This window comes from Cupriavidus sp. 94F1, from assembly GCF_057798875.1.
Map to the genome: position 1 here is coordinate 663,364 of NZ_JBYOJT010000003.1, position 24,538 is coordinate 687,901.

At 65.9% G+C, this 24,538-nt stretch carries 26 protein-coding genes and 1 rRNA gene; 9 read left to right on the forward strand and 18 right to left on the reverse strand.

Going from position 1 to position 24,538, the window contains the following annotated elements; all coding sequences use genetic code 11:
- Positions 1–259 precede the first annotated feature (259 nt).
- From gspK to gspG, 5 genes are read right to left on the reverse strand one after another with little or no spacing between them, the layout of a single operon-like run.
- On the reverse strand, positions 260–1,279 hold the full coding sequence (gspK, locus tag AC3FJ6_RS10775; RefSeq protein WP_488771827.1) for a type II secretion system minor pseudopilin GspK: 1,020 nt from the start codon (positions 1,277–1,279) through the stop codon (positions 260–262).
- On the reverse strand, positions 1,279–2,022 hold the full coding sequence (locus AC3FJ6_RS10780) for a PulJ/GspJ family protein (protein WP_488771828.1): 744 nt from the start codon (positions 2,020–2,022) through the stop codon (positions 1,279–1,281). The genes gspK and AC3FJ6_RS10780 overlap by 1 nt, the downstream gene beginning before the upstream one ends.
- Positions 2,012–2,431, reverse strand: coding sequence for a type II secretion system minor pseudopilin GspI (gene gspI, locus AC3FJ6_RS10785; protein WP_488771829.1), 420 nt, complete (start codon positions 2,429–2,431; stop codon positions 2,012–2,014). The genes AC3FJ6_RS10780 and gspI overlap by 11 nt, the downstream gene beginning before the upstream one ends.
- The gene (locus AC3FJ6_RS10790) at positions 2,428–2,940 is read right to left on the reverse strand and encodes a prepilin-type N-terminal cleavage/methylation domain-containing protein (RefSeq protein WP_488771830.1); all 513 of its coding nucleotides are present in this window, start codon (positions 2,938–2,940) and stop codon (positions 2,428–2,430) included. Before AC3FJ6_RS10790 ends, gspI begins: the two co-directional genes overlap by 4 nt.
- Before the next feature lie 18 nt (positions 2,941–2,958).
- The gene (gspG, locus tag AC3FJ6_RS10795; RefSeq protein WP_400393935.1) at positions 2,959–3,414 is read right to left on the reverse strand and encodes a type II secretion system major pseudopilin GspG; all 456 of its coding nucleotides are present in this window, start codon (positions 3,412–3,414) and stop codon (positions 2,959–2,961) included.
- A 175-nt stretch (positions 3,415–3,589) separates the two neighbouring features.
- On the opposite strand from gspG, the gene AC3FJ6_RS10800 reads away from it, so the two are divergent.
- The 5 genes from AC3FJ6_RS10800 (at position 3,590) to AC3FJ6_RS10820 (ending at position 7,629) form a co-directional block, all read left to right on the forward strand.
- Positions 3,590–4,045 carry an RrF2 family transcriptional regulator gene (locus AC3FJ6_RS10800; RefSeq protein ID WP_194946470.1) on the forward strand — a complete coding sequence of 152 codons (456 nt, stop codon included), beginning with the start codon at positions 3,590–3,592 and terminating at the stop codon, positions 4,043–4,045.
- 96 nt (positions 4,046–4,141) lie between these two features.
- Positions 4,142–5,362, forward strand: coding sequence for a globin domain-containing protein (locus AC3FJ6_RS10805; protein ID WP_488771831.1), 1,221 nt, complete (start codon positions 4,142–4,144; stop codon positions 5,360–5,362).
- Positions 5,363–5,469: 107 nt separating this feature from the next.
- The gene (locus tag AC3FJ6_RS10810; protein WP_488771832.1) at positions 5,470–6,144 is read left to right on the forward strand and encodes a hypothetical protein; all 675 of its coding nucleotides are present in this window, start codon (positions 5,470–5,472) and stop codon (positions 6,142–6,144) included.
- A gap of 175 nt (positions 6,145–6,319) precedes the next feature.
- Complete coding sequence (locus AC3FJ6_RS10815; protein ID WP_488771833.1) at positions 6,320–6,925, forward strand: EF-hand domain-containing protein; 606 nt, start codon at positions 6,320–6,322, stop codon at positions 6,923–6,925.
- A gap of 209 nt (positions 6,926–7,134) precedes the next feature.
- Entirely contained in the window at positions 7,135–7,629 is a 495-nt protein-coding gene (locus AC3FJ6_RS10820; RefSeq protein WP_029051418.1) for an Lrp/AsnC family transcriptional regulator, read from the forward strand.
- Positions 7,630–7,719: 90 nt separating this feature from the next.
- Here AC3FJ6_RS10820 and AC3FJ6_RS10825 read toward each other — a convergent pair whose 3' ends face one another.
- Positions 7,720–8,418 carry a GNAT family N-acetyltransferase gene (locus tag AC3FJ6_RS10825; RefSeq protein WP_249640854.1) on the reverse strand — a complete coding sequence of 233 codons (699 nt, stop codon included), beginning with the start codon at positions 8,416–8,418 and terminating at the stop codon, positions 7,720–7,722.
- 357 nt (positions 8,419–8,775) lie between these two features.
- Here AC3FJ6_RS10825 and kefF point away from each other — a divergent pair, with 357 nt between their 5' ends.
- On the forward strand, positions 8,776–9,366 hold the full coding sequence (kefF, locus tag AC3FJ6_RS10830; RefSeq protein ID WP_488771834.1) for a glutathione-regulated potassium-efflux system oxidoreductase KefF: 591 nt from the start codon (positions 8,776–8,778) through the stop codon (positions 9,364–9,366).
- Positions 9,363–11,183 (forward strand): glutathione-regulated potassium-efflux system protein KefC, encoded by a 1,821-nt coding sequence (gene kefC, locus AC3FJ6_RS10835; RefSeq protein WP_488771835.1) that lies wholly within the window; start codon positions 9,363–9,365, stop codon positions 11,181–11,183. The genes kefF and kefC overlap by 4 nt, the downstream gene beginning before the upstream one ends.
- A gap of 39 nt (positions 11,184–11,222) precedes the next feature.
- Here kefC and AC3FJ6_RS10840 read toward each other — a convergent pair whose 3' ends face one another.
- From AC3FJ6_RS10840 to paaA, 7 genes are all read right to left on the reverse strand, one after another.
- Complete coding sequence (locus tag AC3FJ6_RS10840; protein WP_488771836.1) at positions 11,223–11,840, reverse strand: TetR/AcrR family transcriptional regulator; 618 nt, start codon at positions 11,838–11,840, stop codon at positions 11,223–11,225.
- Positions 11,841–11,884: 44 nt separating this feature from the next.
- Complete coding sequence (locus AC3FJ6_RS10845; RefSeq protein WP_400394043.1) at positions 11,885–12,682, reverse strand: DUF1835 domain-containing protein; 798 nt, start codon at positions 12,680–12,682, stop codon at positions 11,885–11,887.
- A gap of 218 nt (positions 12,683–12,900) precedes the next feature.
- Positions 12,901–13,986, reverse strand: a complete 1,086-nt coding sequence (paaE, locus tag AC3FJ6_RS10850) for a 1,2-phenylacetyl-CoA epoxidase subunit PaaE (RefSeq protein ID WP_488771837.1) — start codon at positions 13,984–13,986, stop codon at positions 12,901–12,903.
- Positions 13,987–13,999: 13 nt separating this feature from the next.
- Positions 14,000–14,629, reverse strand: a complete 630-nt coding sequence (gene paaD, locus AC3FJ6_RS10855) for a 1,2-phenylacetyl-CoA epoxidase subunit PaaD (protein WP_488771838.1) — start codon at positions 14,627–14,629, stop codon at positions 14,000–14,002.
- 13 nt (positions 14,630–14,642) lie between these two features.
- Positions 14,643–15,491 carry a 1,2-phenylacetyl-CoA epoxidase subunit PaaC gene (paaC, locus tag AC3FJ6_RS10860; RefSeq protein ID WP_488771839.1) on the reverse strand — a complete coding sequence of 283 codons (849 nt, stop codon included), beginning with the start codon at positions 15,489–15,491 and terminating at the stop codon, positions 14,643–14,645.
- A gap of 10 nt (positions 15,492–15,501) precedes the next feature.
- Positions 15,502–15,792, reverse strand: a complete 291-nt coding sequence (gene paaB / locus AC3FJ6_RS10865; RefSeq protein WP_153946435.1) for a 1,2-phenylacetyl-CoA epoxidase subunit PaaB — start codon at positions 15,790–15,792, stop codon at positions 15,502–15,504.
- 13 nt (positions 15,793–15,805) lie between these two features.
- A complete protein-coding gene (paaA, locus tag AC3FJ6_RS10870) occupies positions 15,806–16,816 on the reverse strand; it encodes a 1,2-phenylacetyl-CoA epoxidase subunit PaaA (RefSeq protein WP_488771840.1) in 1,011 nt (336 codons plus the stop codon).
- 218 nt (positions 16,817–17,034) lie between these two features.
- On the opposite strand from paaA, the gene AC3FJ6_RS10875 reads away from it, so the two are divergent.
- Complete coding sequence (locus AC3FJ6_RS10875; RefSeq protein ID WP_153946437.1) at positions 17,035–17,502, forward strand: universal stress protein; 468 nt, start codon at positions 17,035–17,037, stop codon at positions 17,500–17,502.
- Between the two features lie 69 nt (positions 17,503–17,571).
- On the opposite strand, the gene AC3FJ6_RS10880 is transcribed toward AC3FJ6_RS10875, so the two are convergent.
- The 5 genes from AC3FJ6_RS10880 to AC3FJ6_RS10900 form a co-directional block, all read right to left on the reverse strand.
- A complete protein-coding gene (locus tag AC3FJ6_RS10880; protein ID WP_153946438.1) occupies positions 17,572–17,850 on the reverse strand; it encodes a DUF1488 family protein in 279 nt (92 codons plus the stop codon).
- Positions 17,851–17,967: 117 nt separating this feature from the next.
- Positions 17,968–20,076: an FUSC family protein gene (locus AC3FJ6_RS10885; protein ID WP_488771841.1), complete on the reverse strand. Its 2,109-nt coding sequence runs from the start codon at positions 20,074–20,076 to the stop codon at positions 17,968–17,970.
- A gap of 389 nt (positions 20,077–20,465) precedes the next feature.
- Positions 20,466–21,710 (reverse strand): nucleoside recognition domain-containing protein, encoded by a 1,245-nt coding sequence (locus tag AC3FJ6_RS10890; RefSeq protein WP_488771842.1) that lies wholly within the window; start codon positions 21,708–21,710, stop codon positions 20,466–20,468.
- Positions 21,711–21,783: 73 nt separating this feature from the next.
- Entirely contained in the window at positions 21,784–22,179 is a 396-nt protein-coding gene (locus tag AC3FJ6_RS10895; RefSeq protein WP_488771843.1) for a DUF488 domain-containing protein, read from the reverse strand.
- Between the two features lie 25 nt (positions 22,180–22,204).
- Positions 22,205–23,896, reverse strand: a complete 1,692-nt coding sequence (locus AC3FJ6_RS10900; RefSeq protein WP_488771844.1) for an AMP-binding protein — start codon at positions 23,894–23,896, stop codon at positions 22,205–22,207.
- A 568-nt stretch (positions 23,897–24,464) separates the two neighbouring features.
- On the opposite strand from AC3FJ6_RS10900, the gene AC3FJ6_RS10905 reads away from it, so the two are divergent.
- Positions 24,465–24,538 (forward strand): 16S ribosomal RNA (locus AC3FJ6_RS10905); the annotation flags it as partial.

The window sequence follows — 24,538 nt, forward strand, 5'->3', positions numbered from 1 at the left end:
TGTTGTCTGTGGCGAAGATGCGCTGGAGGCGCGTGACTGGCCGGTCAGCCGCCCGCTGGCGCCCATGGCGCCATGCGCCGGGGCAGGCTGGCGGGCACAATCCCTGGCCTGGCGGCAGTTGGCGGCACCGGACCCGGCTCGGCGCAGCAGCATACCTTGCCTGTGTGACTTACGCGCGTCAATAGTGGTCCGGCTGATTCTGCAGAACGTTGATTCCTACACGCATCCGGGCAAAAACGGCTTGCGGGCTGGCCCCGTTTCAGCGTTGCTCGGGCATGGCGTCGGCGTCGCGGGTCCAGATGATCCTGGTGGTGTTTCCGCTGCCTAGCACGTCGGCCCGGAACACCAGCGACACCTTCAGGCGGCGCGCCCGCTCGTGCCGGACCAGCCCGTAGATCAGGAAATAGTGCGTGCGCACGTCCACCGCGTCGCCGGGGTTGACGGCCTGCGGGGCGATACCTTGCAGTTGGGTCGTCACGTCGCCGGTGTTGTTGAAGTAGCTGCGGTCGCGCTGGCGCACCAGCTCGCGCGCCCGGTCGAGCGGCAACTTGTCGATCACGGCGGACAGGACTTCGGCTTCGGCGGTGTTGGCGTTGACCTTGGACCGTTCGGGCAACACCGTGACGAACGGTTCGAGCACCGCCACCATTGCTGGCGTATAGCCGGGCACGGCAAGCAGGTCTTCCACGCTGTCGGGCGGACGCGGCGCGGGCTGGCCGTTCGCCGAAACGCCACGGGCCGCGCGCAGGAAATACTGCGCGGTCGGCTCGGCCAGGCCGGCGTTCATGCCCAGCGTTTGAAGCAGGCGCCGGAAGGCCAGCAGCGACGGCTGGTCGATATTGGCCACGCGGCCCGTGCCATCGGCCTGCCAGATATAGAGGTTGGTCAGGTTGAAGCGCGCCTGCGCGTCGAGGATGCGGCCCGACACGAACGATGTCTCGCCGCCTTCGGACGTGCTGACGCCCGCGCCCAGGAAGTCGGACAGTCGGGTTTCGGCCACGGGCACCGACCACGGCTCGCCCAGGTAGTCCACCTGCGAGCGGCGCTGGTCGTCGCGCAGGATCAGGCGCGACCAGTCCACCGCCGCCCGTTCGATCCAGGCAGCCTGGGCCACCAGCCGCTGGTTCTCGATCGAGCGGATCTGCACCTGCTGGCGCCACAGCATGCCGGATACCACCACCACCGCCAGCGTCACCATCAGCAGGGCCGTCACCACGGCGGCGCCTTGCTGGCGGCGCGGGCGCATGCGAAACGATGTGGCGAAGGGCGTGCGTGTCATCACATCCCCGTCATGCAGATTTTCTGGAACTGCCGCGTGGCATCGCCGTCGCCCATGCGCGCGAACACGTTCAGTTCGACGGCACGCACGGCCACGCTGTTCGAGATCGTGCCGAGTCCGGCCTGGGCATCGCTGGCGCCCGAGGCGGCCGCCGCGGCCGCTGCCGCCGCCTCGGCCGCGTTGGCCACGGCGCTGCCCTGCATCAACGCGGTGCGTATGCGGCCGGTATCGATCAGCCAGCCTGCCGGCTCGACCCAGGCACGCGCCGACAACTGGTCGGCGTTGCCCAGCAGCGGGCGAATCTGCAGGCCTGCGCTGCCCGGCTGGCGCAGGGCCATCAGCGCGCCCTGCACGTCGTTGCGGGAATAGGCGGCGCGGCTGGCCGCGCGTACGACGGTATTGCCGTCGAGCCGGTAGGCCACCACCTGCCAGGACGGCGGCTGGCCTTCGTCGCGGCGGTCGCGCACCAGCAGCAGCTGGTTGGCGCCGATCTCCACGGGGCTGGCTTGCAGCTGGGCCGGTTGCGCCAGGTGCTCGCAATCGGACTGGAACTGGCCGTAGAGCACCTTCAGCGCATCGAGCCGGGCGTCGTGGTCGGTCAGCCGTTCGCGGCTGCGGGTCAGGGAATCGAGCGCGCGCCAGCCGATGACGGCCATCACCGCCAGCAGCGTGATGGCGACCAGCATCTCCAGCAGCGTGAACCCGCGCCGGGCACCGGGCCGGATGCGGCGCTCAGAGAACATTGCGGGTTTCATTAGGCACCAGTGTGACCAGCCATGCCAGCCGCACCGACTTGTTGCCGGCGGATGGATAAACGGCGACTTCCACACGACGGAACGACGGATTGGGCGTGCCCGAGACCAATTCCTCGCACCACAATGCCACGCCGCCCTGGGGGCAGTCGTAGCCGCGCGTGCCCGGTTCGGGCCAGGTCTTGGACAGCCGCAGCGTGGCCAGGTGGTTTTCGGCGCTGAACTCGGCCAGCATGCGCTGCTGCAGCGACGCGCTGGACTCGACCATCGATCCCATCGCGCGCATGGCGGCGGTGAGCGCCACGGCCAGGATGGTCAGCGCGACCAGCACTTCGATCAGCGTGAAGCCCCGGGCCGGGGCGCGGGCGTGGGCGTGGGCGGGGAAGGGCGGGCGGATCATTGCGTCACCGTCGCTACGTAGCGGCCGCTGCCGTCGCCGGTCACGTCCACGCGGATGTCGCCGCGCGTCAGCACCAGCCGCTGCGGTTCGTCGATCAGTTCGCGTCCGAAGACCAGCCGTATCGGGCCGGTGCCCAGCTGGCGGCCACCCTGTACGACGACCGCGCTGTCCAGCGGAATGCGCCAGTGGCCCGGCGCAAAGACGTCGGTGCGCATTGGCACCCAGCCCTGCGGCGTGGATTCCAGAAAACGCCATCCCGAAGCGTCGCCTTCCCAGGCCAGCGGCCGGGCGCCGAGCTGGGCATCTTCCTGGGCCAGTTCGAACAGGCGGGCGATGCGCTGGCCATCGTCGAGTACGCGGCCGCGATCATTGGGGGTGGCGTTGACCGCCACCAGGGAGATGACGATGCCGGCGATCACCATGACCACCAGCAGTTCGAGCAGCGTGAAGCCGTGCAGCCGGCGGCGCTGGAGTAGGGCGGACTGGCCGCGCGGCGTCGCCGGAGTCATGAAGGGAAGGGGTGGGGTTTATTCCCAGTTGCCGATATCCGCGTCGTTGCCGCTGCCCCCGGCCTGGCCGTCGGCGGCAAAGCTGAACACGTCGATCTCGCCGCGCACACCCGGGTTCAGGTACTGGTACGGATGGCCCCACGGGTCCTTGGGCAGCTTTTCCAGATAGCCGCCGCCCTTCCAGTTGTTGGGGATCGGCTCGGTCGTGGGCTTGTTGACCAGCGCCGCCAGGCCTTGTTCGGTGGTCGGGTAGCGGCCGTTGTCCAGGCGATAGAGCTTGAGCGCCTGCATGATCGACGAGATATCCTGACGCGCGGCAACGATACGTGCCTCGTCGGGACGGCTCATGATCTTGGGCACCACCAGCGCCGCCAGCACGCCCAGGATCACGATCACCACCATGATTTCGATCAGGGTGAAGCCGCGAGCGAGGCGGCGATGAAGTTGCGTCCGGAGGGCGGCAGTCTGGGTCACGGTTCTGCGCATCGGTTGTATGCCTTGAGGGTCGAGGTATGGTCGGAGAGTATAACCCCCGCCAGATGACCGTTTGGTGTGCTGCCGGGGTATCAGGGCCCGATAAATGTACCAATGTGCAACTGCAATAAAAATATTGCATTCAAGATGCATGTTATCTATGATTTCAGGCACGATGCAACTGACCCGATTCTCCGACTATGCCTTGCGCCTGCTGATGTATGTATCACGCGGCGACGGCACCCGTCCGATCACGATTGCCGAAGTCGGCCAGCAGTTTGACATATCGCACAATCACCTCGTGAAGGTGGCGGCGCGGCTGTCGAAGCTGGGCTGGATCTCGGCCACGCGTGGGCGGCATGGCGGGCTGCAGCTGGGCCCGGGCGCTGAGACGCTGTCGATCGGTACCATCCTGCGCGAGCTGGAAGGGCACAAGTCGGTGATCGACTGTGCCGACCCGCCGTGCGCGCTGCACGGCAATTGCCGGCTGAAGCGGGCGCTGGAGCAGGCCGAGGAGGCGTTCTACCAGGCGCTCGACGGCGTCACGCTGGCCGAAGTTTCCGGCAACAGCCGGACGGCCGAGTCGATCATCAGTCTGCATCGCGATTTCCTGAGCCGGCGCGTGGCCTGAGGCAGCGGGGCGAGACCCCAGCCGCAGTCTGACGCCGGCTTTATCGTGCGAAAAAACATGCATTTGCAATGCATGAATTCACAGGAGTTTTTGCTGATGCTGTCCGCTGCTTCCCGCCCCTATATCGATGCCAGCGTCCCCGTGCTGCGCGAGCACGGTCTTGCCATTACCACGCACTTCTACCGCGAGATGTTCGCGGCGCGCCCCGAGCTCAGGCATCTGTTCAACATGGGCAACCAGGCCAACGGTTCGCAGCAGCAGTCGCTGGCGTCCGCGGTGTTTGCCTATGCCGCCAATGTCGACCGCGCCGATGTGCTGGCGCCCGTGGTGGAGCGCATTGTCCACAAGCACGTGGCCGTCGGCCTGACCTCGGCCCACTATCCGATCGTCGGCAAGTATCTGCTCGAAGCCATTGCCGCCGTGCTGGGCGATGCCGCCACCCCGCCGCTGCTGGCGGCCTGGGACGAAGCCTACTGGCTGCTGGCCGGCGAACTGATCGCGGCCGAAGCGCGCCTGTATGAGCGGCACGGCGTCAAGGCCGGCGAACTGCAGCGTGTGCGCGTGATCGCCCGCGAGCAGGAAGGCGACCAGGTGGTCTCGCTCACGCTGGCGGCCGCCGATGGCAAGCCGCTGCGCGACTTTGCTCCGGGCCAGTACATCAGCGTGGAAGCCAGGCTTGCCGACGGCCATCGCCAGCTGCGCCAGTACTCGCTGTCTGGCGAGCGCGGCCTGCCCACGTGGCGCATTTCGGTCAAGCGCGAGGACGGCAGTGCCGAAACCCCGGCCGGTGCGGTATCGAACTGGCTGCACGACAACGCGCATGTCGACACCACGCTGCATGTCAGCACGCCGTGGGGCGAGTTTGCGCCGGTGATCGACGACCGTCGCCCGATCGTGCTGATGTCGGCCGGCATCGGCGTCACGCCGATGGTGTCGGTGCTGCGCACGCTGGCCAGGGAAAATCCGCACCGCCCGGTGCTGTTCGCGCACGCGGCACGCCATGGCGGGCACCACGCGCATCGCGGCGACCTGAGCTGGGCGCGCGAACGGATGCCGAACCTGCGTACCCATATCAGCTACGAAACCCCGCAGGCCGCCGATGTATCCGGCCGCGACTACGACCACGCCGGCACGATGCCGATCGAATCGCTGCTCAAGGCCGCAGACACTTCGGCATTCAACGATGCGCGCTTCTATCTGTGCGGCCCGCTGGGCTTCATGCAAGCCCAGCGTCATGCGCTGATCAATGCGGGGATTCCGGTGGGTCATATCCACCGCGAAGTGTTCGGTCCCGACCTGCTCGACGACCTGCTCTGATCCTGGTCGCCCCGGCCAGCCGCGGGCTGGCACGACGGACAGACAATCGACACCGGCGTCTGGTACGCTAGGCGACCTCCTGGATTCCGCCGCCTGGCGTACCGCTCGTGCCAACCCTGACCCGGCCTGCCTTCCGCTTCGACCTTTCCGCCTCATGGCTGCCGCGCGCAGCCGGTCTGTTGCTATTTGTCGCACTGTGCGCACTGGCCACGCACTGGGTGCTGGCGTTCAGTGCGATGCGGACGATTCCCGTCCCCAAATCGGCACGTATCGCCCAGACCGAGGCCGTGGAAACCGGTGCGGTGGCCACGCTGTTTGGCGGCAGTGCGCAAGCGGGTGTGCGGGATATCCAGTTGATCGGCGTGGTGGCGGACCTCGATGGCGTGGGTCCGGCGGCAGCCATCCTGTCGCTGGATGGCGGGCCGCCCAAGGCCGTGCGCGCCGGTGCCTCGCTCTCGCCGCAGATCCGCTTGGTTGAAATTCATGGCCGCAATATCGTGATCGAGCGCAATGGTGTGCGCCAGGAAATTGCGCTGCCGCTACAGAACACCGTATCGGTTGGTCGTCCGGGCAATGCGCCAGCGGCGCCGCCGTCCGGTGCGGCCGCACCGCTGTCCACGCCGATGCCGGCGCCCGTGCAGTCGCCGCCGCCGGTGGCCAGTGCGCCGATACAGCAGCCTCAGCAGTTCCAGCAGCCGGCACCCCAACAGCAGGGCTTCGCGCCGCAGGACTTCCAGTCAGTGCCGCCGCACGGGGCCGAGAACCTGCTGCCGAAAGACTGATCAAATCGTAAAAATACGAGTTTCACAATATTGCGCAATCTTTGACTGTATTGCGGCGGTTTACGGCCCGAGTCGATTCTGTGAGGCCCGTAACATCGTATTAAAACTGCCAACTTGGCGTGGTTGTCTGCGTTCTAATCCGTACATGCCCAACGTGATGACAAGGAGCACAGACATGCAACGCAATCACAAGACGCACATCCTCAAGAGCCTTATCGCCGCCTCGGCCGTGTTCATGGCTGCCGGTGCCGCCTTCGCGCAAACCACGCCGGCCCCGGCCGCCCCGCAGGCGGCTCCGCAAGGTGGCCCCGCGCCTCACCACCGCATGGGCGGACCGGGCGAGCACCACCATGGCGGCATGATGTGGATGAAGTCGGTGGACACCGACGGCGATGGCACGATCTCGAAGGCCGAAGCCGACGCGCTGTTCAACAAGATCGACACCAACCACGACGGCAAGCTCGACAAGACCGAACTGGCTGCCTATCGCAAGGCGGCCTGGGAGCAGCGTCGCGCCGAGATGAAGGCCGAATTCGAAGCCAGGTTCAAGGCGGCGGACAAGAACAACGACGGTGCGCTGACGCGCGACGAGTTCAAGGCCGCCTTCCCGCGCATGGCCGACCGCTTCGACAAGCTCGACGCGAACCATGACGGCAAGGTGACCATGGCCGAAATCCAGTCGGACATGCAGAAGATGCACAAGGACCGGATGGATCGCATGCAGCGTCGCGGCCCTGACGGTGCCTCGGCCCCGGCCGTTCCGTCGCCGAGCGGCAACTAAGCCATCGCCCCGGCATCTGCCAGGCGCGGCCTTCGGGCCGCGCTTTTTTATTTGGCTGGCACCATCCTTGCCTCGCCCCACGTGACGCATGCGCCCGCTGCAAATGGCTGCCGTACTCGTCGCTGCATGAAATAAATTGCGGACTTGTGCACGACTTGCTAAATTTGCGCAAAAAAATTGCCGACAAACATATTGCGGAGCAACAAAACGTGAGCAAGGTGGAGCTGGACAAGATCGACCGGAAGATTCTGGAGGTCCTGCAGACCAACGGGAGGCTGACCAATCTGGAAGTGGCGGAGCGCGTGAATCTGTCGCCGAGCCCCTGCCTGCGCCGCATCCGTCGGCTTGAGGAAATTGGCGTGATTCGCCAGTATGCGGCGCTGCTCGAACCGAACAAGATCGGGCTGGGCCTGCTTGCCTACATCAATGTGCGGCTGGAAAAGCAGGGCGGCACACCCAAGGGCAAGGCGCCGCTGGACCTGTTCCGTGCCGCCATCCAGACCTGGCCGGAAGTGGCCGCGTGCCACGCCATGACGGGCGAGATGGATCTGCTACTGAAGGTCTACGTCGAAGACATGGAGCACTTTGCGCGCTTCATGCAGGAACAATTGCTGGCGCATCCGTCGGTGATCGATGTGCGTTCCAGCTTCGCGCTGGAATCGATCAAGGACACCACGGCGCTGCCCGTGGCCGGCGGCGCCTGACAGCGGCCCAGGCTGGGCGTTCGTCAGCACCAAACAGAAACGGCGCACCTTGCGGGTGCGCCGTTTTTCATCCGGGGCGGCCGGAACGGATCAGGCGGTGCCCTTCTGCGGCACCAGCGAGCGCCAGAAACGCAGGCCAAAGCGGCGGACATCGCGCAGGTTGCGGCGGACCATGTAGTCAAGGTCAGCCACCTGTTCGTCGATGGCCTCGGTCAGGCGGCTCACCGTGTCGGCGGGCGGCAGTTCCAGGTAGGCATCGGCTTCGCCATAGGCATATTGCACCTTCATGCCGGCCTTCTTGGCGATGTGCATCATCGCGGCGTTGCGCGACAGACAGTGCATGTACAGCGTGCGGACGTTGGTATTGCGGCCATGGATGGCGGCGCGCTGGAACAGGGCGCTGCCGATGCCACGGCCCCGGGCGCTCTTCGACACCGACACGCCGAACTCGGCAACGCGGCCCTGAGCGTTGTCGCGCAGGTTCGCGAAGTGGCCGACGCCCACCAGTTCCAAGTGCTCGTCATAGACGCCAAACACGCTGTCGTGGTCGAAATCGATGCTTTCCACATACGCTTCGATCACGTGGTTGCCAACCGACTGGCCAAAACGGAGCAGGCGATCTTCCTCGCCCAGGGCGAGAAAATGCTTCTGCAGGCGCGAGCGATGATGGGCAGCCAGCTCGCGCACCAGTGTGGTGGGACGCTGGGTTGCCTGGCTCGCCTCGGCTGCACGGCGAAGATCTTCGTCGGTGACTGCGCCGACGGCCTTGCTCAGTTCGAGCGGGTTCACTTGGTTTCCTTCTTCAGTGATCGGTATAAAAATAGCACCGTCGCGGTGGTCGTCCCTGCTCTTTCATCAAACTCTGTGCGGCATGAGTTGGATTTGTGATCCAGAATGCGGGATTCGGGCAAACACTAGGTTGCTGCGGCGCGAAAAGTATTGTAGTGGAATTGTCAGTATCGCGTAAGCTACCTGTCCGCCTAACTGTGGCGCGGAAGCGGTGCATATCAAAAAACGCTGACAATTCAACAGGTTATGAACGCGGCTGGGACGCCGCTGGTGTGTGGGTTGTGGATTTGTTGCAACGCCGCACCGGCTGGCTTGTCTGTCGCATCGATCCCCCAAGGGAAAGACAAAGCCCCATTCATGAACGAGCCACCGATTGTTGTGATCTATGCGCATCCCGCGCCCCGACGCTCGCGCGTCAACCATCCCCTTGCCCAAGCCCTTGCCGAACTGCCCCATGTGGCAGTGCGTGAGCTTTACAACCTTTATGTCGACTACGACATCGACGTCGTAGCGGAACAGCGGCTGCTGTCGACCGCCGAAACCGTGGTGCTGCTGTTCCCGGTGCGCTGGTACAGCGTGCCGGCGCTGATGAAGCTCTGGCTCGACGACGTGCTCGAATTGGGTTGGGCCTACGGTCCGGGCGGCACGGCGCTGCGCGGCAAGTCGATGCTGGCCGTGGTCAGCGCGGGCGGCCAGGCCGATGCTTACGGTCCCGACGGCGCCCACGGCCATCCGATTGGCGATTTCCTGCTGCCGCTGGAGCAGACCGCCCTGCAGTGCGGCATGAGCTGGATGCCCCCGGTCGTGCTGCACGATGCCGACCGCGCCGACACCGACGCCGTGGCGCTGCACATCGAACATGTGGCGCGGCACCTGGCAGCCCCGCCGCTGCCCCCGGAAACACAGGAATGGCCCGCAACCGAGGTCGGCGGGGAGGACGCGCCATGAACCAGCATGACTTCCTGATTGCCCTGCTGGTGTTCCTGGTGGCGGCCGTGGTGGCCGTGCCGGTCGCGCGCCGGTTCCAGCTGGGCGCGGTGCTGGGCTACCTGATCGCGGGTGCCGCCATCGGTCCGTTTGCCCTGCGCCTGGTGACCAACGTCGAGTCGATCCTCCATTTCTCGGAGTTCGGCGTCGTGCTGATGATGTTCGTGATCGGGCTCGAACTCGAGCCGCGCAAGCTCAAGGCGCTGAAGCAGAGCATCTTTGGCTACGGTTCGATACAGATGGCGGCGTGCGCGCTGGCCATCGGCATCGTTGCGGCGCTGTTCGGCGCGCCCTGGCAGGTGGCCATCGTCGCCGGGCTGGGCCTGGCGCTGTCGTCCACGGCGATTGCGTTCGCCACGCTGGCCGAGCGCAACCTGATGCAGACCGGCGCCGGCGCCGCCAGCTTCGGCATTCTGCTATTCCAGGATATCGCCGCGATTCCGATGATCGCGCTGTTGCCGCTGCTGGCCGCGGACGGCGCGGGTGCCACGGCCCACGGCCCGGAGAACTGGCAGACCGCCGCCAAGGCGGTGGCCGTGATTGGCGCGGTGGTCGTGGGCGGCCGTTACCTGGTGCGGCCGGCCTTGCGCGTGATTGCCCGCACCGGCATGCGCGAGATGTTCACCGCGTTTTCGCTGCTGCTCGTGGTCGGCATCGCGCTGATGATGGACGCCGTGGGCCTGTCGATGGCGCTTGGCACCTTCGTGGCCGGTGTGCTGCTGGCGGACTCGGAATATCGCCATGCGCTGGAGGCCGACATCGAGCCGTTCAAGGGCCTGCTGCTCGGACTGTTCTTCATGGCGGTGGGCATGTCGATCGATTTCGGCATCCTCGCCCAGCAGCCCGGCAAGGTGATGGGGTTCGTGGCGGCGTTCGTGCTGATCAAGACGGCGGTGCTGACGCTGCTGGCCAAGCGTTTCCGGGTGTCGCGCGGGCAGTGGCTGCTGTTTGGCCTGCTGATCTCGCAGGGCGGCGAATTCGCGTTCGTGGTGTTTGCCGAGGCGCGTACGGTCGGCCTGCTGCCCAAGGAAACCGAGGCGCTGCTGGTGCTGATCGTGGCGCTGTCGATGGTGGCCACGCCGCTGTTGCTGCTGCTGTTCGACCAGTTGCTGGCGCCGCGTCTGAACGCGATGTCGAAGCGGCCCGACGACGAGATCACCAATCATCACAATCCTGTGATCATTGCCGGGTTTGGCCGTTTCGGCCAGATCATCGGGCGCCTGCTGTATGCGCAGGGCATCGGCGTGACGGTGCTGGACCATGATCCCGACCAGATCGAATTCCTGCGCCAGTACGGCTTCAAGATTTTCTATGGCGATGCCACGCGCATGGACCTGCTCGAAGCGGCTGGCGCCGGCGAGGCGAAGATCCTGATCGTGGCCATCGAGGACCTGGACGACAACCTGGGTCTGATCGACAAGGTGCGCCACCGCTGGCCGGACCTGAAGATCTACACGCGCGCGCGGCATGTGTCGCACGTCTACCAGCTCATGGATCGCGGCATCGGCATCGACAACTACGAGCGCGAGATGTTTGAAGGTTCGCTGATGCTGGGACGCAAGGTGCTGGAGGGACTGGGCTTTGACCGGGTGGAGGCGCGCAGCGTGGCGCTGCGCTTCCGGCGCCACAATATCGAGGCCATCGAGCGTTTCTACCCGTACTACAAGGATCAGAAAACGCTGGTCTCGATGGCCAAGCAGGCGCGCGACGAACTGGAGGAGATGTTCCGCCAGGACCGCGACCAGCGGCGCAAGCTGGAAGATGCCGAATGGTCCTGAGGTTGCCCCGGCAGCCGTGCGCCGGCCGGCCTGACTGGCTCAGCGGGCGCCCGGCATGCCCGGTGCCAGGCCGTGTTCGAGCAGCCCGACCACCATCTCGGCGAACGCCGCGTAGGACAGCCGGCCACCGGGCTTGAGCCAGGTGAAGGTCCAGTTGATCATGCCGAACACGGTCATGGTCAGCGCGGTCTGGTTGTCGCGTGTCACGCGCTCCGGATAGGCGCGCTGCAGCAGGCGCGCGAACGCCGCCACCACGTCGCGCTCGCGTTGCAGGATCTGGTCGCGCTGCTCCTCGGCCAGAAACTTCACATCGTTGATCAGCGCGATATGGCGCGTTTGCGATGTCTCGTATTCAGCGAGGAAGGCGCGCAGCAGATGGCCGAATGTCTCGCGATGGCTGCGCGACTGGCGCGTGCCTTCGGCTTCTACATCGGTGACGATCTGCATCAGCTGCCGGGTGTAGCGGTCCAGCAGGTCGAACAGGATCGCTTCCTTGCTCTCGTAATAGTGGTAGAGCCGGGCCTTGGACGTGCCGCAGGCCGCAGCCAGGTCGGCCATCGAGGTGCTGGGGTAGCTGGAGGCGGCAAAGGCGGCGGCCGCCCGGTCGAGAATCTGTTCGCGTTGCGCCTCGAAATCGGGCGCCTTGGTTCGTGCCATAGGGGTCGGATCGATCCGCCTGTTGTTCTGTTATCGGTACGGCGTCAATCGGTGTGGGCGGCGAGACGGTTGCGGCGGATCTCGCACGATTCGAGGCTTTGCGGGTCGCCGCGCAGCGCCAGCGGCCCGGTGCTGACCAGCTCGCGGCAGCGCCAGAAAACGAACCAGTCGCTGGCCAGCAGGCCTTCGATGGCACCCATCACGCTGCCCACCACCTGCGCGGCCGGCGTCCAGTCGTCGGGGGCGCGCTCCAGGATCACGTCGTCGACGTTGTGATAGGCCGCCGGCACCAGCGTATTGCCCTTCCACAGCCGCACATCGGCGTTTTCCTTGACGTTCTGCTGCCACTCGTAGCCGAGCCGGCCCAGGCGCAGCACCGAGACCGGCGCGATCGTCGAAAAGCGACGTGCCAGGCGGGCGGACGGATACATGCCGATGGCGGTCAGGCTGCCGTGCGTGGGGGCTTCCAGCTCGCGCAGGTCCATCGCCACTTCGTTGATACGCTGCGGGGCCTGGTAGAGGTGGAACACCACCCGGCGCAGCATCAGCTGGTCCGATGCGCTCTGGCCATGCCAGATGGCCACTTCCATGTCGTCGCGACGCAGTTGCTGGAGCTGGTCCAGCGCCTGACGCATCTCGGCCGCGAAGTCGATATCGGTGTGGGGCGCCACGCGCTGCCAGAAGCCCGAGCGGATCAGGCCCGTACTGTCGATATCGGCGATCGGGCCCACGGCAAGATCGTCGCGCAGGACGACCACCGGGTCGGGCCGGGCAGCCTGGGCCAGCGCCTGGCGCAGCGTGTTGCCCGCGACATCGCCGTTGACGACATGTATGTATTGCATGACCGTGATTGTATAGGGTGCGACGGGTGCCGGACCTCCGCATGCGGCCGCCGCCACCGCCGGCAGGCGGCCGCCCGGCGGGCGATGCGACGCATGAAGCGTGTTCCGCCATTGTAATCACGGTGCGACGCCGGCCGGGCATCGGCGGCAGTCTGACATGGGGGATTCCCGCCATAGGCCCGACACCCTTGACATCGGTCAGCCCCGCTGGGCGGCCCTTACCGTTCGTCGTAGCTGACCACCACCCGGGGCGTCAGCGCGCGCGCCTGGCAAGTCAGGACAAAGCCCTTTTCCATCTCCCATGGTTCGAGCGTGTAGTTCTTTTCCATTTCGACCTTGCCCTCCAGCACCTTGGCGCGGCAGGTACAGCAGACGCCGCCCTTGCAGGCATAAGGCAGGTCCAGCCCGGCGGCCAGCGCGGTGTCCAGCACTTTGCCATCGGTCAAAGGCAGGCGCATCTTGTGCTGCTTGCCGTCCAGCACCACCACCAGTTCGGCGGTGCCTGCCTGGTCGGCATGGGCGGGCGGGGCCGGGCGGGGCTGGGTCAGCGGCACACCGAATCGCTCGGCGTGGATCCGGTGCGGGTCCAGCCCGGCGGCCTTGAGGGCGTCCTCGACTTCGTCAATCATCGACGCGGGGCCGCACACGAAGGCCGCGTCGATGTCGTCCACGGGCAGCAGGGTCTGCAGGAACGCGGTCACGCGGTCGCGGTCGAGCCGGCCATGCAGCAGATCCACCTCCTGCGGCTGGCGCGACAGCACGTGGTACAGCGTGAAGCGCGACAGATACTGGTTCTTCAGGTCTTCGAGCGCCTCGGAGAAGATGATCGAATCGACGCTGCGGTTGCCATAGACCAGCGTAAAGCGGCTGCGCGGCTCCTGCGCCAGCGTGGTGCGGATCAGCGACAGCACCGGCGTGATGCCGCTGCCGGCCGCAAAGGCCACGTAATGGCGCGATGCATCGGGATCGAGCGGCACGTGGAAACGGCCATCGGGTGTCATGACGTCGAGCACCTGGCCGACGGCCACGGTGTCGTGGATCCACGTGGAAAATACGCCGTCGTCCACCAGCTTTACGGCCACGCGCAGTTCGCCGTGATCGTCGTAATCCTGCACGCCGCAGCAGATCGAGTACGAGCGGCGCACGTCCTTGCCCTCGACGGGCGCCTTGATCGTCAGGAACTGGCCCTGCGTGAAGCGGTAGGCATCGCGCAGGTCCGGCGGGACATCGAAGGCAATCGAGACCGTGTCGGGCGTCTCGGGGCGAACCTGCGCCACGCGTAGCGGATGGAACTGTGGGGTCATGGGCCGGCGGTGCTCAATAGGGTTTGAAGTAGTCGAACGGTTCGCGGCAATCCAGGCAGCGGTAGAGCGCCTTGCAGGCCGTGGAGGCAAAGCGCGACAGCTCCTGCGTGTGGACGCTGCCGCAGCGGGGGCATGCAATGGCCGGCGCCTGCGGCTGGCGCGGCACGAAGCGCAATGGCCGGACATTGCCACCATGCGTGGCCGGGCTGGCGCACTGGCCCGGCGGCGCGATGCCAAACGCGCGCAGGCTGGCGCGGCCGGCTTCGGTGATCCAGTCGGTGGTCCAGGCCGGTGCCAGCACGGTGCGCACGCGCCACGGCGCCAGGCCGGCGGCTTCGAGCGCGCGGCCGGCGTCTTCCTCGATCTGCGACATCGCGGGGCAGCCCGAATACGTGGGGGTGATGATGGCCTCGATGGTGTGGCCGTCATCGGCCAGCGCCACGTCGCGCAGGATGCCGAGGTCGCGGATCGACACGACCGGGATCTCGGGGTCGGGCACGGCTTCCAGCGCGGCCCAGGCGCGGGCCAGCCGGTCTTCGGGCGAAACCGCGGAACCGGCGGGCGTGGAGTCGTCGCCGTGAGTGAATGTCGGCGCGAATGGCGATGCCGGACCTCGTGTCATCGGTGCGGGAAGGGTGCGCATGGCCGGCCTCGCATTACCACTGCGCGCCCGGATGGGCCCGCGCCAGCCCCTGCAGTTCGGCCAGCAGGTAGCTCATGTGTTCGGAATGCACGCCGTGCTTGCCGGTGGACACAAACGCCGACGGGGCCGGGCGCCGCAGGGTGGCGTCATCGAGCGTGGCGGCAACGGTGGCCTCCCAGGCCGCGCGCACGCTGGACGTCAGCACGCCCACGCCCTGCGCAGCCACTTGCTGCTCCACCGCATCATCGACGAAGCACTCGTTCATATAGGGCAGCAGGTGATCGAGCGCCCGTTGCATGCGCGCGTGCGACGCATCGGTGCCGTCGCCCAGGCGCACCACCCAGTCGGCGGCATGGTGCAGGTGGTAGCGCACCTCCTTGGCCGACTTTGCCGCGATGGCCGCCAGCTCGGTGTCGGTGCTGAGCGCCAGCGCCGGCCAGAGTTCGGCCATCAGCGCGCTGTACAGGAAGTTGCGCATGAGGGTGACCGCGTAGTCGCGGTCGGCGCGCGCCGTGCCGGCCAGTGGCCCGTGGTGCGGCAGTTCCTGCAGCGTCCAGTTGCGGAATTCCGGTTCGCTGCGCCAGTAGGCGTAGTCGTCCTCGTGGCGCACGCGGCCGGTCAGCCGGCCTTCCAGCGCGCCGGCGTGGCTGTACAGCAGGCGTGCCTGGCCGATCAGGTCGAGGCTGATATTGGCCAGCGCGATGTCTTCTTCCAGCACCGGGCCGTGGCCGCACCATTCGGCGTTGCGCTGACCCAGGATCAGCGCGTTGTCGGCCAGGCGCAGCACGTATTGCAGGGGGGCCGTCTGCGCCAGCGGCAGGCGTGCCAGGGCGATACCGTCGGCTACGTTGGGTTGCGTCATGGGGCCGGCCTTACATATGGTTCACTTCGTCGGGCAACTGGTAGAACGTGGGGTGGCGGTAGATCTTGTCGGCGGCCGGGTCGAACAGCTCCGCCTTTTCGGCCGGCGCGCTGGCCGTGATGGCCGCCGACGGCACCACCCAGATCGACACGCCTTCCTGCCGGCGCGTGTAGACATCGCGCGCCATGTGCAGCGCCTGCTGCGCGTCGGCGGCGTGCAGGCTGCCGCAGTGCTTGTGTTCCAGGCCCTGCTTGCTGCGGACGAAAACTTCCCACAGCGGCCATTCCTTTTGTTGTGTCATGGTGGTCTCCGGGTCAGGCCGCCTTGGCCGGGGATGCGCGCCGGGCGCGCTTTTCGGCATGGGCCAGCGCCGCCTCGCGTACCCAGGCGCCGTCTTCGTGCGCCTTCACGCGCGTGGCCAGCCGCTCGCGATTGCAGGGGCCGTCGCCATTGATCACGCGCCAGAATTCTTCCCAGTCCAGTGGGCTGTAGTCGTAGTGGCCGCGCTCGTCGTTCCAGACCAGGCCGGGGTCGGGCAGCGTCACGCCCAGCACCCTGGCCTGCTCGACGGTGGCATCGACGAACTTCTGGCGCAGGTCGTCGTTCGAAATGCGCTTGATGCCCCAGGCCATGGTCTGGGTGCTGTTGGTGGACGCCGCGTCCGGCGGCCCGAACATCATCAGCACCGGAAACCACCAGCGGTCCACGGCGTCCTGCACCATGGCGCGCTGGGCTTCGGTGCCGCGCATCATGCTCAGCAGCGCGTCAAAGCCCTGGCGCTGGTGGAACGACTCTTCTTTGCAGATGCGGATCATGGCCCGCGCGTAAGGGCCGTACGAGCAGCGGCACAGCGGGATCTGGTTCATGATCGCCGCGCCATCCACGAGCCAGCCGATCACGCCGACGTCGGCCCAGGTCAGCGTAGGGTAGTTGAAGATCGACGAATATTTGGCGCGGCCGCTATGCAGGCCATCGAGCAGGTCGTCGCGCGATGCATCGAGCGTTTCGGCCGCACTATATAGATAGAGGCCGTGGCCGCCTTCGTCCTGCACCTTGGCCAGCAGGATGGCCTTGCGCTTGAGCGACGGGGCGCGGCTGATCCAGTTGCCCTCGGGCTGCATGCCGATGATTTCCGAATGCGCATGTTGCGAGATCTGCCGCACCAGCGTCTTGCGGTAGGCCTCGGGCATCCAGTCCATCGGCTCGATCTTGGCGTCTTCGGCGATGCGCGCGTCAAAGGCGGCCTGCCGGGTGGCCTGGTCGGCGTCGGCCGATGTGGGCACATGCTGCGGCTGGCCTGGCAGGTCGAGGCTCTGTGTGTACATCACGTCTCCTTGACTTTCGTCTTTGGCAGGGGCCGACCTGTTTTTTTGGTGCGCTGGCGCGATACGGCCGAGAACGGCGCGGACTGTTGTGGGGTCGGTCAGTTGGCTCAATATAAATATAAACCGACTGGTCGGTCAATTAATAGTTTTACGATGGACACGTGGATTCGGCGCCACGTGTAGTATCGAGCTTCCACGTCTTAATGGAGGGCAAAGCTATGTCGAGCAAGGCTTACGGCAAGATCGCGGTGGCTGTGGATGGCAGCAGCACGTCGGATCTGGCACTGCAGGAGGCGATTCGGGTGGCCAGCGGCGGCGGCACCGTGCTGGCGCTCTATGTGGTCGATAACGGCGTGATGCTGTTCGATGCGGGTTTCTACGATCCCACGCAGATCGAACGGGCCTATGTGGACAGCGGCAAGAAGGCGCTCGAGGCCGCCAGCCGGGTGCTCGGCAATGCCGGCGTGCCCTTCGAGACGAAGCTGGTGACCGATCCGGCCGTGATCGGCGACATCGCGGGATCGATCAATGCGGCCGCCAGCGAATGGGGCGCGGACCTGCTGGTCATCGGCACCCATGGCCGCCGGGGCGTACGTCGTCTGGTGCTGGGCAGCGTGGCCGAGGCCGTGATTCGCCAATCGACGACGCCGGTGCTGCTGGTGCGCGGCAAGGCATCCGCCGATTGATCGTCGACAGGTAGTCGTTCCGGGAGCCGGGCAGCCGGCCATGCAGGGCCGCCGGCGCCGATGCGGCGGTCAGCCGGCGAACCGGAAATGGCCGCCGCGCAGCACGATCTCGCGGGCTTCGGTCAGCTCGAATAGCGTTTCCGCGAGCTGCTCGATACGCCTGCGGTTGCTGGTGAAGGCGCGGACGAGATCCTCCTCGCGTGCCGATTGCGCCCCGCAATAGGCTTCCAGTGCTTCTGCCGTGACCGAGTATTGCGACCGGGTGCCGTTCACGGTGGCGGGGCAGGACAGCGTCAGGCTGGCCCCGCAGTAGGTGGGAACGGCGCTGGGGAAGGTGATATCGACCATGGCGTACCTCGTCTTGCCGGGAACGGGGAAATCGCGGATATCCGTTCAATATAGGCAATCGCGGTGGCCAGGCAAGTGGACAGGGCCGTGTCTCAGGGCAAGCCCCGATCCGCTGCGTCAGCCGGCCCGCGCGCCCGGCAGCCGGACGCGCCCCGCCTCGGCCTGCTCGGCCGCCAGCGCGCGCAGGTGGGAAACGGTTCGATGGGCGCTATCGATATGCGCATCCGCGTAGGTGCACTGTTCGGCCAGAAAGTGTTCGAACGGGGCATCGGAAGGCGTCAGCGGCGCCATGCGCGCGGAGGCAATCGCGGCACTGACCCCGGTGCGACCCGGCCGGACGGCCACTTCGGCCAGGCGGGCTTCCAGATCGGTGAGCAGCGATTGAATGGCGGCACCGGGCGCCGCATGCACTTCACCCGATTCCGCGCCCGCCCGGACCAGGCCGGCCAGCGACGCCATGCGTCGCGCCGTGACGTGCAGGGCGGCATGGGCCGCGCCAAGGCGTGGGTCGAGGTCTGCGGCGCACTGGGCCAGCGTATCTTCGGCGCGGGTGGAAGCCCGGCCGGCCGCCACGCGCAGGGCTTCCAGCCGCATGCGGGCCGGCGTGACGCTGCGGGCAGTGCTGATTGCGGCACGCAGGTAGACGGCATTGACGGACAGCGCGTCCAGGCTGTGCCGGTACGCGCGCGACAACTCGGCGCGCGGGGCCAGTATGTAATAGCTGGCCAGCGCGATCAGGCATCCGATGGCCGTATCCATGCCGCGCAGCGCGGCCACATGGCTGCTGCTCGAGGCGGGCTCGCCCAGCCACGAAAACAGAATGACCGCCGGCGTCAGGCAGAATGCGAAGCCGCCTGCGCTGCCGGCCAGCCGCAGTGCGTAGGCGGCGGCCAGGAACATGGCGCTGAGCCCGAGCGCCAGTGTCGGGCTCGGATGGGTCAGGCCCACCAGGCAAGCCAGCAGCGCGCCAGCCAGCGAGCCGGCAAAGCGATGGAACGAGATCTGCCGCGTGGTCTGCAGGCGCGGACTCAATACCATGATCACCGTGACGGCCACCCAATAGCCATGGTCGACCTGGAGCAGTTGCGATGGCAGCAGGCTCAGGCCGCCGGCGAACGCCATCCGCAGCGCATGTCGCGTGATTCTGGCATCACGTGCGGCGATATCGGCAAGCGTATGGCCGATCCGATCGACGATTCCGGCCAGTCCGGCATTGGGCCAGGCAAACGATTCGCGCCAGCGATCGAACGATGGATGCTGGGCCAGCGCCGCCAGGGCGGACTGATAGGCCGGCGGGGCGCCGGCGTTGGCGCGCTGGCCGATCAGCCTGCGCACATCGCGATCGAGCATGGCGCTCAGGGCGGGCAGGTCGGGCGCATGGCGGGTCAGCGCCTGCCGTACCTGCGCCTGCGTATCGGCCAGGCAGCGCGCGGCATACATCAGAGGCAGGCTGTGCTGTCCGCCCGCCCGCTCGCGCAGTTCGCCGGCGACGATCAGCAGCGCAAAGATGGCGTCCGCCACCGTTACCGCGTAGGCGTAGTGCAGCATGCCGACCGGATCGACCATGCCGCGGCGGCCCATGACGGCGGCGCGCGCGGCTTCGATCCGCAGGCGGATTTCTTTCTTGTATAGCGAGGTGTCTTGCAGCCCCGGCGCCGCCAGGTGCTCGGCAAAGCGCCGGAGGGCATCGTAGACGGCGGCGATCTCGGGCCGGGGCCGTGCATCGCGCTGCGAGGGAATCAGCACCAGCGAAATCAGGCACGCAAAAACACCGCCGCGCAGATAATCCACGCCGGCTGTCCAGGCATGAACCAGCACCGACGGCTCGGCCACTGGCTGCAGGCACGCGGCGATCAGCACGACATAGAGCAGCTTGAAGCACAGCGCGGCGGCGGGGCCTCGTATTTCCGCCAGACCGGCGACCAGGCCCGCGCAGACCACGACCGCCAGCGCGATCAGGGGCGACGACGCAAGGCTGGCGCCGAGCACGCTGGCCGCGGCCCCGCCGATCCCCACCGCGCCAAGCCCGCGCATGCGAGCGCCCGCCGTCCCTTGCCGATCTGCCAGACACGTCCAGATCGAAGCCGTGGCCGACCACAGATAGCCGTTGTCTCCCATCAGCCAGGCAATGCCGGCCAGCGCAAAAAACGAAACGGCATAGACCACGCCGCGCTGCAGGAAGGCGGAATCGGGCCAGAAGGAGAGTGAGCGCGGGACGCGGCGCATGGTCGGGGGGCGTGGGAGTGGACGTCTCAGGGTGAGTACGGAGTCCACTCTACGGGGACTATTGCTGCGTCGCAACATTTCCGTGAATCCAGACGCCTTTGCCCGGCAAGTGTGCGGTATCGCACCAACGGCGGGAAATGTGACGCAAGACGGTGCAATTGTCACATTTCCGAAGTTCTACGATTGAAAGAACTTCGGTCGGGGTGGGATTCCCCGGATTTTGGGTAAAAAAAACCCGCGCAGGTTGTGCGCGGGTTGGAATCCACCGAGGTGGTGGAGGAGACAGACTTCACTATACACGACTTGTTGCGACGCACCAAGCGGCATCGAAAAAAATGACTGCAAGCCAGCACAATCACCGTTGTTGTCGTACAACAAGGGCGGACAAGTCACCGAAACAGGTAGGCAATCCACACCGCGGCACCCATGCCGACGACGTCGGCAAACAGGGCGCAGCCCAGGGCGTGCCGGGTATTTCGCACATTGACGCTGCCGAAGTAGACCGCCAGCACATAGAAGGTGGTTTCCGTCGATCCCTGGATGATGGCGGCAAGCCGCCCCTGGAAGGAATCCACGCCGTAGGTGGTCATCACATCGACCATCAGGCCGCGGGCGCCGGCCCCGGACAGGATCTTCATCAGCCCGACGGGCAGTGCCGGCACAAAGTCGGTGTTGATCCCCAGCCACGTAAAGCCGGCGGTCAGCGCCTGCATGACCACGTCCATGCAGCCGCTGGCCCGGAAAAGTCCGATCGCCACCAGGATCGCGACCAGATAAGGAATGATCTGCACGGCCACGCCGAAACCTTCCTTGGCGCCGTCGATAAAGGCATCGTAGACATTGACGCGGCGGAGCGCGCCGCACACCAGGAACAGCGTGATCAGCGACAGGATAAAGCCGCTACCGGCCAGCGCCGTCACCTGGCTGACCTGATCGGGCGGGGCGTGCCGCAGCCAGGCAAACAGGCCGGCCACGGCCAGGCCCGCCACCGCAAAGGCGGCCAGCACGGCGGGCTTGAGCAGGTTCAGTCGCTGGACCCACGCCACGGCCAGCAACCCGGCCAGGCACGACGCGCCCGTGGCCAGCAGCGTGGGCAGGAAGATGTCGGCGGCATTGAAATTGACCAGCCCCTGCTTGACGGCCATGGCCTGGCGAATGGCGATGACCGAGGTCGGAATCAGCGTCAGACCGGCCGTGTTCAGCACGATGAACATGATCTGGGCGTTGGTCGCCGTGTCCGGCTGCCGGTTCAGCGACTGCAGTTCGCGCATCGCGTTCAGGCCCAGCGGCGTGGCCGCGTTGTCCAGCCCCAGCATGTTGGCGGACACATTCATCATCATCGCGCCCTGCGCCGGATGCCCCTGCGGCACGCCCGGGAAGAAATGGCGCAGCAACGGGTTCACCAGCCGCGCGAACAGGTCGATGACCCCGGCGCGTTCGCCAATCCGCATGATGCCGATCCACAGGCTCATCACGCCGACCAGGCCGAGAGAAATCTCAAACGCGGTGCGGGAGCTGTCGAAAAGGCTGGTCAGCAGGGCGGGAAACACCGTAGTGTCGCCGCCAATGAGCCGCACACAGGCGGCCAGGAAGGAAAGTAGGAAGAATCCGAGCCAGACGAGGTTCAGTGCCATCGACGTAAATAAGGCCAGTGGAGGACTTCGCCACGTGGCTCGCGGCGAAGCCCAGCATCATAGCCTGCCGGTCTCACGCGATGTCGGCCCCGCGTTCCGCCAGCAACGCCCGCAGGATCGAGCGATGGCAGTGCGACGCATCCTCGCAATAGCAACCGAGCGAGAAATTCGTCTGATGGGAGAAGGCGGCCAGCAAATCGAGCGTGCGGCTGGCATCGGGCTGGGCCATCTCGGCACGAAAGTGCTTCTCGAAGGCGCGCCATGCCTTGGGATCGTTGGCGGCCTGGGCTGCCAGGGCTTCAGATACAAGTTCGGCGGACGGCGAGAGCACGGGATACCAGACATCGTAGAAATCCCGGCTGGCGAATTCGGCTTTCGGCACCCCGCGCGGCGGGCGGCGAACGGTGCCCATGCGCAGGCCTTCGCCCTGGGTGCGCGGTTCGCCGAGCCTGACGATGCGGATGGTCATCGTAATGTCTCCAGAATCTCCGGAATTACGCCGTGACGGCCTGCTGCAGCCCGAGGTCGTGAATCATGGTGTCACGCATGACAAACTTCTGCACCTTTCCTGTCACAGTCATCGGCATTTCTTCAACGAACCGGATATAGCGCGGAATCTTGTAATGCGCGATCTGGTCGCGGCAGAAGGCACGGATATCGTCCTCGGTGGCGGTCTGTCCGGGTTTGAGCACGATCCATGCGCAGACTTCCTCGCCGTATTTGGGGTCGGGCACGCCGAACACCTGTACCGCCTGAACTTTGGGATGACGGAACAGGAATTCCTCGATCTCGCGCGGATAGATGTTCTCGCCGCCACGGATCAGCATGTCCTTGACGCGTCCGACGATGTTGCAATAGCCGTCCGCATCGATGGTCGCCAGGTCGCCCGTATGCATCCAGCCGTCGCGGATGGCCTCGCGCGTGCGCTTGTCGTCGTCCCAGTAGCCCCGCATCACGGAGTAGCCGCGCGTGCAGAGTTCGCCGGTCTCGCCGCGCGGCACGATGTCGCCCGTGGCATCGACGACCTTGCATTCCAGGTGCGGCTGGACGCGGCCCACCGTGGCCACGCGCTTGTCGAGCGGATCGTCGGTGGCGCTCTGGAACGACACCGGGCTGGTTTCCGTCATGCCGTAGGCAATGGTCACCTCCGCCATATGCATGTCAGTGACCACTCGCTTCATCACTTCGATCGGGCACGGGGCGCCAGCCATGATGCCGGTGCGCAGCGTCGAGAAATCGAACTGGCGGAAGTCCGGATGATCGAGCTGGGCGATGAACATGGTCGGCACGCCATGCAGCGCGGTGCACCGCTCGTCGGAAACGGCCTGCATGGTCGCCAGTGGATCGAATGCCTCGCCCGGAAAGACCATGCAGGCGCCGACTGACACGCAAGCCAGCACGGACAGGACCATGCCGAAGCAGTGGTATAGCGGGACGGGAATGCAAAGGCGGTCGGCGGCACCCAGGCGCATGGCCATGGCAACGAAGCGGCCGTTGTTGACCACGTTGTGATGGGTCAGCGTCGCGCCCTTGGGGTTGCCGGTGGTGCCGCTGGTGAACTGGATATTGATCGCGTCCTGGGCGTCCAGCTGGCGGGTGACGGTATCGAGCGCGCCGCGTTCGGGCGGCTGGAGCAGGCTGGCATAGTTGAGCATGCCCGGGGTCGGGTCTTCCCCCAGACGAACCACTGACTTGAGATGGGGCAGGCGGGCGGCGCGCAACTGTCCAGGCGTCGCATCGGACAATTCGGGTGCCAGCGCCTGCAGCATGCCTAGATAGTCACTCGACTTGAATCGAGTCGCCGTGATCAGCATCCGCACGCCAGCCTTGTTTAGCGCGTATTCCAGCTCTGCCTGACGGTAGGCGGGGTTGATATTGACCAGGATTGCGCCAATCCGGGCGGTGGCGAACTGCGTCACCAGCCATTCGGCCCGGTTTGGCGACCAGATGCCTACCCGGTCGCCAGGGGAGATCCCTCTGGCCAGCAGGCCGGTGGCCAGCCGATCGACCTGATCGGAAAATTCCCGCCAGGTCCAGCGTATGGACTGCTCCCTGAAGATCACTGCGTCGCCGTCGGGGTTTGCTGTGACGGCACGCGCCAGTAGCGCGGGGATCGTATCGTCGGACAGCGGGATATCGGTCGCACCAACCACGTGTGAACGGTCGATGGGCACGGATGGCTTCATGGGTGTCTCCTTCAACAGCGTCTTCTGATAGGTTGGCTGCCAGCTTAGGACAGTTCCGAAACCAAGGCTGTCGCCCCCGTGACAGTTGGGCCGATTCGGGCGCCTTGAACTTTTCGCGGAAAGCGCTTGCGCCCCCGGCCAATCCCATCTAATATTCGCCCCCTCGCAAGACAAAGCGCGCTGCAAACGCAGCAGCGACAACGGTTGCGGGGTTGGCAGGAGGTTGGCGTTGCGATGTTCGCGGCACCGGCCGGCAGAAAAAAGTTCTGCAAAAACTGTTGACGAAACGTTGAATGCTCTGCATAATCTCGTTTCTCCGCTGCGACGAAAGACGCAGCGACAGCGAACGGCAAAGCCGGTCGCTCGGGTTCTTTAACAAACAAACAACCGATAAGTGTGGGCGCTTGATGGCGAACGCCACGGAGCTTCGGCTTCGTGATGCTTCAAAAGTTATCAGTGCTCGCACAGTAAAACATGTTGGTTTGCGTCGCGAGACGTGAACCAGTCAGTTTTCTGAGAGTGAGCGACCGCTCGAAAGAGCGAGGTGCTTCGGCACCACACAGAGATTGAACTGAAGAGTTTGATCCTGGCTCAGATTGAACGCTGGCGGCATGCCTTACACATGCAAGTCGAACGGCAGCG